Origin of the sequence: Streptomyces lycii, assembly GCF_009735685.1 — a bacterium.
Lineage (GTDB): Bacteria > Actinomycetota > Actinomycetes > Streptomycetales > Streptomycetaceae > Streptomyces > Streptomyces lycii.
In genome coordinates this window covers 1-11963 of record NZ_WHPN01000095.1, presented here as the reverse complement: position 1 = coordinate 11963, position 11963 = coordinate 1, and the positions used below count along the sequence as shown (strand labels likewise).

Here is an 11963-nt window from a genome sequence, read left to right as displayed (position 1 = left end):
TGGGCCGGGAGGCGCGTGCCATCGGCGCGGCGCTGGCCGCGGGGGACGTCGGGGCCGCCCGGCGGCAGCTGCCGCACCTGTGCGGCCGGGACCCGGAGGCGCTGGACGAACAGCAGATCGCCCGCGCGGTCGTGGAGTCCGTCGCGGAGAACACCTCCGACGCGGTCGTCGGGGCGCTGGTGTGGGGGGCCGTCGCGGGAGTGCCCGGGCTGGCCGGTTTCCGCGCCGTCAACACCCTGGACGCGATGGTCGGCCACAAGTCGCCGCGGCTGCGCCGGTTCGGCTGGGCCGCGGCACGGCTGGACGACGTGGCGGGCTTCCCCGGTTCGCGGCTCACCGCGGCGCTGGCCGTCGCGGCGGGTCCGGACCCGCGCGGCGCGTGGCGGGTGCTGCGCCGCGACGCCGGACGGCATCCGAGCCCGAACGCCGGCCCGGTGGAGGCGGCGTTCGCGGGCGCGCTGGGCGTGCGGCTCGGCGGGACGCTCGCGTACGCGGGCCGCACCGAGCACCGGCCGGTGCTCGGCGGCGGCAACCGGCCGGTGACTCCGGCAGACATCGAGCGCGCGGTGCGCCTGTCGCGCCGGGTGGGCGCGCTGGCGCTGCTGGTGTGCGCGGGCAGCCGGCTGGCGTACGACACGCTGCGCCGGGCAGGAACCCACGGGCGTCCCCCGGGCGCCGGGAAGGGCGGGGCATGAGCATCGCGGGAGTGCCGCGGCGCGGCGGCGGGCTGCTGGTCGCCGGGACGACCTCGGACGCCGGGAAGAGCGTGGTCACGGCGGGCATCTGCCGCTGGCTGGCCCGCAAGGGCGTCTCGGTGGCGCCCTTCAAGGCGCAGAACATGTCCCTGAACTCCTTCGTCACCCGCGAGGGCGCGGAGATCGGCCGGGCCCAGGCCATGCAGGCCCAGGCGGCGCGCACGGAGCCGTCCGCGCTGATGAACCCGGTCCTGCTCAAGCCCGGCGGCGACCGCACCAGTCAGGTCGTACTGCTCGGGAAGCCGGTCGGGGAGATGTCGGCCCGCGGCTACTTCGGCCCCGGAGGCGCCGCCGGAGGCGACGGGCGGGCGCCCGCCGCGAACCGCCGGGGGGCCCTGCTGCCCGTCGTCACCGACTGCTACGAGCAGTTGCGCGCCCGGTACGACGCCGTCGTCTGCGAGGGCGCGGGCAGCCCCGCCGAGATCAACCTGCGCCGGGACGACATCGTCAACATGGGCCTCGCCCGGGCGGCCGGGCTGCCCGTCGTGGTCGTCGGCGACATCGACCGCGGCGGGGTCTTCGCGTCCTTCTTCGGCACCACGGCCCTGCTGTCGCGCGAGGACCAGGCGCTGCTCGCGGGCTATCTGGTGAACAAGTTCCGCGGCGACGTGTCCCTGCTGGAGCCGGGGCTCGACACGCTGCGCGGGCTGACCGGGCGTCAGGTGCTGGGCGTGCTGCCGTACGCGCACGGGCTGGGCATCGACGAGGAGGACGGGCTACGGGTGTCCCTGCGCGGCTCGGTGCGCGAGTCCGTCGTCGCCCCGCCGCACGGCGAGGACGTGCTGCGGGTGGCCGTGGCCGCCGTACCGCTGATGTCGAACTTCACCGATGTCGACGCGCTGGCCGCCGAACCGGGCGTCGTCGTCCGCTTCGTGGACCGGCCGGAGGAGCTGGCGGACGCCGACCTGGTCGTGCTGCCGGGCACCCGCGGCACGGTCCGGGCCCTGGCCTGGCTGCGGGAGCGCGGCCTCGCCGGAGCCGTGGCCCGGCGGGCCGCCGAGGGGCGGCCGGTGCTGGGGATCTGCGGCGGCTACCAGCTGCTGGGCACCCGGATCGAGGACGAGGTCGAGTCGCGGGCCGGGACGGTCGAGGGCCTGGGCCTGCTGCCGCTCACGGTCCGGTTCGCCGCGGACAAGACGCTCGCGCGGCCGTCGGGCCGGGCGCTCGGCGAGCCGGTCGCGGGTTACGAGATCCATCACGGGGTGGCTGCCGTCGGGGACGGCGCCGAACCGTTCCTCACCGACGCCGCAGGCCGTCCGCTGGACGGCTGCCGGGCGGGCTCCGTGTGGGGCACGCACTGGCACGGGTCGCTGGAGAGCGACGGTTTCCGGCGGGCGTTCCTGCGGCGGGTCGCGCGGGACGCGGGCCGCCGTTTCACACCGGCGCCGGACACCCGGTTCGGCGAGCTGCGCGAGGAGCAGCTGGACCGGCTCGGGGACCTGATCGAGGAGCACGCGGACACCGGCGCGCTGCTGCGGCTCATCGAGGAGGGACCGCCCGCCGGGCTGCCGTTCCTGCCGCCGGGCACGGCGTGAGGCGCCCGGCGGCGGGAACGCCGCCCGCCCGCGCCGGGGACGTCCCGGCCCGGACCACCACCGTCACCGCTGAAGCCGGAGGACATCTGTGAGCACCACCGTCCCGAACTATCCGTTCACCGCGATCGTCGGCATGGACGATCTGCGGCTGGGCCTGCTGCTCAACGCGGTGTCGCCCGCCGTGGGCGGAGTGCTCGTACGCGGCGAGAAGGGCACCGCCAAGTCGACCGCCGTGCGGGCGCTGTCGGCGCTGATGCCGGCGGTGCCGGTCGTGGCGGGCTGCCGGTTCTCCTGTGATCCGGCCGCGCCGGACGGGGCGTGCCCGGACGGCCCGCACGAGCCCGGCCCCGGCACGGTCCGGCCCGCGCGGATGGTCGAACTCCCGGTCGGCGCCTCGGAGGACCGGCTCCTCGGGGCGCTCGACATCGAACGGGCGCTGTCGGAGGGCAAGAAGGCCTTCGAGCCGGGCCTGCTCGCGGACGCGCACCGGGGCCTGCTGTACGTCGACGAGGTCAACCTGCTCCACGACCACCTGGTGGACCTGCTGCTGGACGCGGCCGCCATGGGCGCCTCGTACGTCGAGCGCGAGGGCGTCTCGGTGCGGCACGCGTCCCGCTTCCTGCTGGTCGGCACCATGAACCCGGAGGAGGGCGAGCTGCGGCCGCAGCTGCTCGACCGCTTCGGGCTGACGGTCGAGGTCGCGGCCTCCCGGGAGCCGGACCGGCGGGTGGAGGTCGTGCGGCGGCGGCTGGCGTACGAGGAGGACCCGCGGGCCTTCGCCACCCGCTGGGAGGCCGAGGAGAGCGCGCTGCGGGAGCGGATCGCGGCGGCCCGCGAGCTGCTGCCGTCGGTCCGGCTGGGCGACCGTGCGCTGCGCCAGATCGCGGCGTGCTGTGCCGCGTTCGAGGTGGACGGGATGCGCGCGGACATCGTCATGGCGCGTACGGCGACGGCCCTCGCGGCCTGGGCGGGGCGGACCGGGGTGCGCGAGGAGGACGTACGGCAGGCGGCGCTGCTGGCCCTGCCGCACCGCAGGCGGCGCAACCCGTTCGACGCACCCGGGCTGGACGAGGAGAAACTCGACCGGACGCTGGAGGAGTTCGCCGGGGACGACGATCCCGCCGGCGGCGACGGCCCGGACGGCGGGGGTCCGGACGACGACGGCCCCGACGGCGGACCCGGCGGCCTGCCGCCGCAGGACGGCCCGGACGGACCGGACGGGCCGGAGGGCGCCGGCGGCCGGGACGGAGAGCCGGACCCGGCCACCGCGCCCGGGCCGCCGTCGGTTCCCGACGCCCGTACGAGCCCGGAGGAGTCCGGAGCCGGGGAGAGGCCGGCCGGGGACGAGCGGCCCGCCGGGGCCGCGGACCGGGAGCCGGGGAACGGGCCGGGAGAGGCGGCCGAGGAGGGGGCCGTACCGGCCGCGGAACCGTTCCGCACCAGGACGCTCAGCGTGCCGGGCCTCGGCGAGGGGGCGGCCGGGCGGCGCTCGCGGGCCCGCACCGCGCACGGCCGCACCACCGGGGCGCAGCGGCCCCGGGGCTCCCTGACGAAGCTGCATCTGTCGGCGACCGTGCGGGCGGCCGCACCGCACCAGCACGCGCGGGGGCGTACCGGGCGGGGTCTGGTGGTGCGCCGGGACGATCTGCGGGAGGCGGTGCGCGAGGGCCGTGAGGGGAACCTCGTGCTGTTCCTCGTGGACGCGTCCGGTTCGATGGCCGCCCGGCGCCGGATGAGCGCGGTGAAGGGTGCCGTGCTGTCGCTGCTCCTGGACGCCTACCAGCGGCGCGACAAGGTCGGTCTGGTGACGTTCCGGGGCGCCGGCGCCGAGCTGGCGCTGCCGCCCACGTCGTCGGTGGAGGCGGCCGCGGCCCGGCTGGAGTCGCTGCCGACGGGCGGCCGCACGCCGCTGCCGGCGGGGCTGCTGCGGGCCCGGGAGGTGCTGCGGGTGGAGCGGCTGCGGGACCCGTCGCGGCGGCCGCTGCTGGTCGTCGTCACGGACGGCCGGGCGACGGCCGCCGCCGGGAGCGGCGCCGGAACCGGCAAGGGCACCGGAACCGGAGACAGGGGCGGGCCCGGAGACGGAAGCGGGCGCGGGAAGGGGACCGCCGCCGGGCGCGTGGGCGGCCTCGGCAGCCGGAACGGGACCGGTGCCGGTACCGGTACCGGGCGTGCGGCGGATCCGCTCGCGCCGGTCGCCCGCGCCGCGCGCCTGCTGGCCGCCGAGGGGGTCGCCTCGGTGGTGGTGGACTGCGAGTCCGGCCCCGTGCGGCTGGGCCTCGCCGGTGCGCTCGCCCGCGATCTGGGCGGGCCCGCCGTGACGCTGGACGAGCTGCGGGCGGACAGCGTCGCGGGGCTGGTCCGCGACGTGACGGGAACGACGAAGGCCGGGAGGGCCGCGTAATGCCGCAGGGCAAGCCGAGTGTGGTACCGGACGACGGACTGACGACGCGGCAGCGCCGCAACAGGCCGCTGCTGATGGTGCACACGGGTATCGGCAAGGGAAAGTCGACGGCCGCGTTCGGGATGGCGCTGCGCGCCTGGAACCAGGGCTGGCCGGTCGGGGTGTTCCAGTTCGTGAAGTCCGCCAAGTGGCGGGTCGGCGAGGAGCGGGCGCTGCGCGTGCTCGGCGACTCGGGCGAGGGCGGGACCGTCACCTGGCACAAGATGGGCGAGGGCTGGTCCTGGGTGCAGCGGGACATCGGGTCCAGTGAGGAGGCCGCCCGGGAGGGCTGGGAGCAGGTCAAACGCGATCTGGCCGCCGAGACGCACCGCTTCTACGTGCTGGACGAGTTCGCGTATCCGCTGCACTGGGGCTGGATCGACACCGCCGAGGTCGTCTCGGTGCTGCGGGACCGCCCGGGCACGCAGCACGTGGTGGTCACCGGCCGCAACGCGCCGCCGGAACTGCTGGACGCCGCCGATCTGGTCACCGACATGTCCAAGGTCAAGCACCCGATGGACGCGGGCCAGAAGGGCCAGCGGGGCATCGAGTGGTGACCGCCGCCGCTGCCGGGGCGGTGACCGCCGTGCCCCGGCTGGTCGTCGCAGCGCCCGCGTCGGGCAGCGGCAAGACGACCGTCGCGACCGGGCTGATGGCCGCGTTCGCCGGGCGCGGGCTGGCCGTGTCGCCGCACAAGGTCGGCCCGGACTACATCGACCCCGGCTACCACGGGCTCGCCACCGGCCGCCCCGGGCGCAACCTCGACGCGTACCTGTGCGGGCCGGACCGCGTCGCGCCGCTCTTCCTGCACGGCGCGGCGGGCGCGGACCTGGCCGTCGTGGAGGGCGTGATGGGCCTGTACGACGGGGTCGCCGGCCAGGGCGAACTGGCGTCGACCGCCCATGTGGCGAAGCTGCTGCGGGCCCCGGTGGTGCTGGTGGTCGACGCGTCCTCCCAGTCCCGCTCGGTGGCGGCGCTGGTGCACGGCTTCGCCTCCTGGGACCCGGAGGTGCGGCTGGGCGGGGTGATCCTCAACAAGCTGGGCTCCGACCGGCACGAGCAGCTGCTGCGGGAGGCGCTGGACGAGGTGGGGGTGCCGGTGCTGGGCGCGCTGCGCCGGTCCGCCGCGGCCGGTACGCCGTCCCGGCACCTGGGTCTGGTGCCGGTGGCCGAACGGCGCGCGGAGGCCGCCCGGTCGGTGGCCGCGCTGGCGGAGACCGTGCGGGCAGGCTGTGATCTGGAGGCCCTGCTCGCGCTGGCCCGCGGCGCCCCGCCGCTGCCGGGCGGCCCGTGGGACCCGGCGGCCGAGATCGCGGCGGAGAGCGAGGGGTCAGCCCCGGCCCCCGCGGCCGGCGGGGAGGCCCCGGCGACCGCCCCGGCCCCCGGGGCGCGGCCCGTGGTGGCGCTGGCCGCCGGTCCCGCGTTCACGTTCGCGTACGCCGAGCACGCCGAACTGCTCACCGCGGCCGGTGCGGACGTCGTCCCGTTCGATCCGCTGCGCGACGAGAAGCTGCCGGCCGGCACCGCGGGCCTGGTCGTCGGCGGCGGTTTTCCGGAGGTGTACGCACCGGAGCTGTCGGCGAACGAACCGCTGCGCGCGGCCGTCGCGGCCCTCGCCGCCTCGGGCGCGCCCGTGGCCGCCGAGTGCGCCGGGCTGCTGTATCTCGCCCGCTCCCTGGACGGCCGCCCGATGTGCGGTGTCCTGGACGCCGAGGCCCGCATGTCGGAGCGGCTCACGCTGGGCTACCGGGAGGCGGTCGCCGTCTCGGACAGCGTACTGGCCCCCGCCGGGGCACGGCTGCGCGGGCACGAGTTCCACCGCACCGTGACCGAGCCCGGGGCCGGTGACAAGCCCGCCTGGGGACTGCGGCTGCCGCAGCGGCGCGTCGAGGGTTTCGTACGGCGGGGCGTGCACGCCTCGTACGTCCATCTGCACTGGGCGGGCGCGCCCGGCGTGGCCCGCCGCTTCACGGCCCGGTGCGCGGCATGACACGGGTTCACCACCCGGCGGCCGCCCGGAACCGGCCGCGGGGCGCGGCCCGCGGGACGGCGCCGTCTCCCCCGGCGCACGGCGGGCCGGACGGCCGCCCGGCGCCGGTGCACGCCCCGCGGCGCACTCGACAGCACGGCCCGGGTCACGGCCCGGCGCACCCCGCGGGGTCACTCCGCGACGCCGATGACCAGCCAGATGAAGGCGGCGCCCAGCAGCGTGCAGAGGAGGGTGCTGCGCGCCGGGTGCTCGTGGTGCGCCTCCGGCAGGATGTCGGAGGTCGCCAGATAGAGCAGCACCCCGGCGAAGAAACCGAGGTAGATGCCGAGCAGTTGCTCCGGCAGGGTGAACAGCAGCGTCGAGGCGGCCCCCGCGACCGGCGCCAGCGCCGCGGCGCCGAGCATCAGCAGCGCCCGGCGGCGGGTGTTCCCGTACAGGCTCGTGATCGTGTACGTGTTGAAGCCGTCGGCGAAGTCGTGGGCGATCACGGCCACGGCGACCGCCACCGCCATGCCGCCGCCGACCTGGAAGGCCAGGCCGATCGCGATGCCGTCCATGGCGCTGTGCCCGATCATCGCGGCAGCCGCGGTGAGGCCCACCTGCGGGGTGCGCTCGTCCGGGGACGCGCCGTGGGCGGCCCGGCGCAGCGCGAGCATCCGCTCGACGGCGTGCGCCGCGAGGAAGCCCGCCACGAACAGCAGCAGTGCCGCCGGGACGCCGAACACCTCCTCACCGGCCGCCTCCAGCGCCTCCGGCAGCAGATCGAGACCGATCACGCCGAGCATCAGCCCGCCCGCGAGCCCGAGGACGAGATGTCTGCGGTCGACGACCCGTCCGGCCACCCAGCCGCCGAAGAGCGTCATCAGGAACGCGCCCAGGGCGACGACCACCGGCATGGGCATCTCCTGTCACGACACGTCGTCCGCCGCCGGGGAAGCTCCCGCGGCCGGTCCCGTCAGCACCTGCTTACCCACTTGCGGCCGGTGACGCATGCGCGGACCGCGCGACCGGCGGATCACCGGCCGCCACGGACCGGTGCGGGCGGAGGACGGGGCGGGGGCACCGGAGGAGGAACGGGCGGAGGACGAGGCGGGGGCACCGGAGGAGGAACGGGTGCGCGGGCGCACGGAGGAACAGCCGGACCTCCGGCCGTTCCTCCCGCCGGAGCAACGGCCGGAAGAGCAGCCGGAGCAGCAGCCGGAGGATGGAGCGGAGCAACGGACGGGGCGGGCGGCGAAGGGGCGCGGGCCGGGCGGCGGACGTCCGGACGCCCCGCCGTTCAGCGGTGGTTCCGGGCGGTCCGCCGGCCGCGGGACGCCCGGAACGGGGAGCGGACATGACCGCCGCGGAGCCCGCCGGCGGGGCCCTCCCGCCGCCGGACGGCGGCACCGGCCGGACGGCGGCACCGCCGGAGCTGGTGGTGGGCGTCGGCGCCCGGCTGGGTGTGACCGCCGGGGAGGTGATCCGGCTCGTACGGGAGACGCTGGCCGCGTCGGAGCTGCCGGAAGCCGCCGTCTCGGCGCTGGCGACCGCGGCGGCGAAGACGGCCGAGCCCGGGCTGGTCGCCGCCGCCGAACGGCTCGCCCTGCCGCTGCTGGGTTTCCGCGCCGACACCCTGGCCGCCGTGGACGTACCGCACCCGTCGCCCGCCGTCCTCGCGGCCGCCGGGACGGCGGGCGTCGCCGAGGCCGCCGCGCTGCTGGCCGCCGGTCCCGGCGCCGAACTCGTCGTACCGAAGCGGACCTCGCGCCGTGTCACGGCCGCCGTCGCCCGCCAACGGCCGCGCCCGGGCGGTCCGGGCAGTCCCGGCAGTCCCGGCGGTCCCGGCGGTCCGGAGAACGTGGAGGGTCTGGGGGCCCCGGAGGATCTGGGGGCCCCGGAGGGTCCGGGGGCCCCGGGCGTTCGGGGCGGCCTGACCGACCAGGACGACCCGTCCAGCCCGGGCGACCCGGGGGACCCCGGGGACCCGAGAAGGCCGTACGACCCGACCGGCCTCGGGGACCCGGGGGGCCCGAGAGGGCCGTACGACCCGACCGACCTCGGGGACCCGCCCGACCCCGGTAACCCGAGAAGGCCGTACGACCCGACCGACCCCGGGGACCCGGGCGACCCGTACGGCCCGACCGAACCGGGCGACCAGGGCGACCAGAGCGACCCGACCGACCTGCGCGGCCCGGGTGGCCCCCGCCCGGGCATCCCGCCGATCCGCCCCGCCGAGGAGACGCCGTGACCACGCTGCCCGAGCCCGATCTGCGCCACCACGGTGATGCCGAGGTCCGGGGCTCCGACCTGACCGACCTGGCCGTCAACGTCCGCGCGGGCACTCCCCCGGCCTGGCTCCGGGACCGGATCGCCCGGTCCCTCGACACGCTGGCCGCCTATCCGGACGGCCGCCCCGCGCGGGCGGCCGTGGCCCGCCGGCACGGGCTGCCGACCGGGCACGTGCTGCTGACGGCGGGCGCGGCGGAGGCGTTCGTCCTGATCTCACGGGCCATCCCGGCGCGGCGTCCCGTCGTGGTGCACCCGCAGTTCACCGAGCCGGAGGCCGCGCTGCGCGACGCCGGGCACCGGGTGGAGCGGGTCCTGCTGAGCGCCGGGGACGGCTTCCGGCTCGCTCCGGAGGCCGTGCCGGACGAGGCGGACCTGGTGATCGTCGGCAACCCCACCAACCCGACGTCCGTGCTGCACCCGGCCGGGACCCTGGCCGCTCTCGCCCGTCCCGGCCGGGTGCTGGTCGTCGACGAGGCGTTCATGGACGCGGTGCCCGGTGAGGCGGAGTCGCTCGCCGGGCGCACGGACGTGCCCGGCCTGGTGGTGCTGCGCAGTCTCACCAAGACCTGGGGGCTGGCGGGGCTGCGGATCGGCTACGTGCTCGGTGCGCCGGAGCTGGTGGCGGCGCTGGAGCGGGCACAGCCGCTGTGGCCGGTGTCGGTACCCGCGCTGACGGCGGCGGAGGCGTGCTGCGAACCGGCGGCCGTCGAGGAGGCCGCCCTCGCCGCCGCCCGCGTCACGGCGGACCGGGCCCATCTCGTGGACCGGCTCGCCGGGTTGCCCGGGGTGGAGGTGTGCGGACCGGCGGCCGGCCCCTTCGTGCTCGTACGGCTGCCGGGCGCGGACGCGATACGGGAACGGCTGCGGGAACACGGCTTCGCGGTGCGCCGCGGTGACACGTTCCCCGGTCTGGGCCCGGAGTGGCTGCGGCTCGCGGTCCGGGACCGGGGGACGACGGACCGCTTCGCGCGGGCGCTCGCCCGGTGCCTGGACCGGGCACCGGCGGACCGCCGGGTGGAGTGACCGGGACGGATTCGGGGCGCACGCCCGGGCGAGGGCAGCTGGTGCGGGAATTCCCCGCCGTGCGCGGACTCCCCACCACCCCGCGCCCGGCGGGTTTCCGTACGCCCGGCAGGACCCGCCGACGCCCGGCGCGGATTCCCTGCCGCCGCGCGCCCGGCGGGGCCTCCGTCCGCCGCACGGGCGGCGGAGGCAGCGGCCGACCGGCCGACCGGCCGACCGGCCGGGCAGCCGGGCAGCCGGGCAGCCGCACGGATGGCCCCCTCCCGGCTCCCGGCGGCCGTACAGCCGGCCGCGGAAGCAGTGCACGGAGAACGGCCCCGGCGGCATGGAACCGCCCGGGCTGTCCCGGGCGCGCGGCTGTCCGCCGCCCCGGCCTCCGCACAGCCGTCGGCCCCGGCGGCGTGAAGCCGTCGGGGCCGTCCGTGCCGCCCGGCTGCCTGTGCCGTCCGGCTGCCTGTGCCGTCCGGCTGCCTGTACTGTCCGGGCCGCCGTCAGAGCGGTCGGACGCCGGTCAGCCCTGGCTGCCCGTCGAGCGGCGCCGGGCCACGGCGACCGCCGCGCCACCCGCCACGACCAGCGCGGCTGCGCCGGCCGCGAGGTACGGCGTGGCCGAGCTGCCGCCGGTCTCCGCCAGGTCCTGCGACTCCTTGCCGGAGCCGGTCTGGGTGCCGACGCCCGTGTCCTCGGCGTCGTCGGAGCCGTCCTGGCCCGCCGGCGCGGACGGGGCCGGCTCGGCGGGCTCCCCGGTGGTTCCGGCCGGGGTCTCGCAGGTCGCCTCGGCCAGCTTGACCTGGCCCTTGACCTCGGCGACGTTCAGCTCCAGCGGGTCCACCGAGACGTTCAGCTCCAGGGCCGTCGCCGCGGCCGTGCGGCTGGTCGTGGAGGTCTTCGCCAGGTCGAGGCTCACTTCGCCGACCCCGGGGACCTGCACCTTCGTCGAACCGGCGGCGGCGATGGTGGTCTTCTTGCCCAGGACGGTGATGCTGCCGGGCAGTTCGGACGTCGCCGTCGGCTTCTTGCCGGCCTCGCACACCGCCCGCGAGGTGACCTTCTCGATCTCGACCAGCGAGAGCAGGGGCAGGCCGGGCACGTGCACCTTGGCGTTCAGCAGGTTGGCGTAGCCCTCGGCCTTCCGGTCGTCCGCGGTGGCGCGGGAGGTGGCGACGTCGGCGCGCAGCACGTTGAACGGCTTGCCGTTGTCGACGCCGTCCAGCCGCGCGGTGAGCGCGCTCTTCTCGGCGTCGGCCGGTGCGTGCACCTCGTTCAGCGTGACGGCCAGCGGGACCTCGGCCGTCTTGTCGAGCAGGGAGACGTCGAGACCGGTCCGCAGCACCACGGCACCGGCCTTTCCGTCACCTTCCGCCGCCTGCGCGGGCCCGGCGCCGTACAGGACCGCCGTCCCGGCGACGAGAGCCGCCGCGGTGAGAGCGGCCGCCGGGCGGCGTACGGGCATGGCGGAAGCAGAGCTGTTCACGGGTGGAACCCCCAAGGAGAGATGGAGTCGTCGGCGCGGCCCGAGGGAGACATCGCGCACCGGCGACCTCGACCCCCGCATACTTACGCACTCTGAGTGAACAGCCAGCGTTCTGACAGGAGTTCACTCCAACGAGTGGTTTGCGGCCGCCAGTTCGACTCTATCGACACACCTGTTCGCCGGGATCCCCCAGGCCACAACTGTTACCCCCGGTACATTTCAGCAATCGGAGGAAGCGGGCACGATCAACGCATCACAGACGGCGAAGGTTACGGTCAGTCAACAAACCGGTTCCGCCAACCGGTCGATCCACCGGTCCTCGCGTCCAATGGGCCCGCCGGCCATCGCGACCATGGGCCCAGGGACCGACGCGCGTGGGCCCACGGACCGGCCCGCTCGAACCCCACGGACCGACCGCGGCCCACGGGACCCACCGGCGATCCGCGGCCGCGGATCCATCGGCCGGCCGGAC

General features: G+C 77.0%; 9 protein-coding genes. 7 read left to right on the top strand and 2 right to left on the bottom strand.

All coding sequences use genetic code 11. The features are described 5' to 3' along the window. From GCU69_RS04545 to GCU69_RS04525, 5 genes are all read left to right on the top strand, one after another. Positions 1–695, top strand: a 695-nt coding sequence (locus GCU69_RS04545) for a CobD/CbiB family cobalamin biosynthesis protein (protein ID WP_170315778.1), incomplete at its 5' end; no start/stop codon positions are given. After that, on the top strand, positions 692–2290 hold the full coding sequence (locus GCU69_RS04540) for a cobyric acid synthase (protein ID WP_156205184.1): 1599 nt from the start codon (positions 692–694) through the stop codon (positions 2288–2290). The genes GCU69_RS04545 and GCU69_RS04540, both read left to right, overlap by 4 nt. A 133-nt stretch (positions 2291–2423) precedes the next feature. Next, positions 2424–4694 carry a magnesium chelatase subunit D family protein gene (locus GCU69_RS04535; protein ID WP_235978216.1) on the top strand — a complete coding sequence of 757 codons (2271 nt, stop codon included), beginning with the start codon at positions 2424–2426 and terminating at the stop codon, positions 4692–4694. Further along, positions 4694–5290 (top strand): cob(I)yrinic acid a,c-diamide adenosyltransferase, encoded by a 597-nt coding sequence (gene cobO / locus GCU69_RS04530; RefSeq protein ID WP_098751268.1) that lies wholly within the window; start codon positions 4694–4696, stop codon positions 5288–5290. The genes GCU69_RS04535 and cobO overlap by 1 nt, the downstream gene beginning before the upstream one ends. Positions 5291–5310: 20 nt before the next feature. Further along, on the top strand, positions 5311–6723 hold the full coding sequence (locus GCU69_RS04525; protein WP_156205185.1) for a cobyrinate a,c-diamide synthase: 1413 nt from the start codon (positions 5311–5313) through the stop codon (positions 6721–6723). 170 nt (positions 6724–6893) lie between these two features. Here the strand turns inward: GCU69_RS04525 and GCU69_RS04520 are convergent, their stop codons facing one another. Then, positions 6894–7619: a ZIP family metal transporter gene (locus GCU69_RS04520; protein ID WP_098751269.1), complete on the bottom strand. Its 726-nt coding sequence runs from the start codon at positions 7617–7619 to the stop codon at positions 6894–6896. 440 nt (positions 7620–8059) lie between these two features. On the opposite strand from GCU69_RS04520, the gene GCU69_RS33440 reads away from it, so the two are divergent. Together GCU69_RS33440 and cobC are read left to right on the top strand one after the other, a co-directional pair. After that, positions 8060–8953 (top strand): cobalamin biosynthesis protein, encoded by an 894-nt coding sequence (locus GCU69_RS33440; RefSeq protein ID WP_235978215.1) that lies wholly within the window; start codon positions 8060–8062, stop codon positions 8951–8953. Then, positions 8950–10017: an Rv2231c family pyridoxal phosphate-dependent protein CobC gene (gene cobC, locus GCU69_RS04510; protein WP_156205182.1), complete on the top strand. Its 1068-nt coding sequence runs from the start codon at positions 8950–8952 to the stop codon at positions 10015–10017. The genes GCU69_RS33440 and cobC overlap by 4 nt, the downstream gene beginning before the upstream one ends. Before the next feature lie 511 nt (positions 10018–10528). Here cobC and GCU69_RS04505 read toward each other — a convergent pair. Further along, a complete protein-coding gene (locus GCU69_RS04505; protein WP_408055761.1) occupies positions 10529–11491 on the bottom strand; it encodes an SCO1860 family LAETG-anchored protein in 963 nt (320 codons plus the stop codon). Positions 11492–11963: the final 472 nt, after the last annotated feature.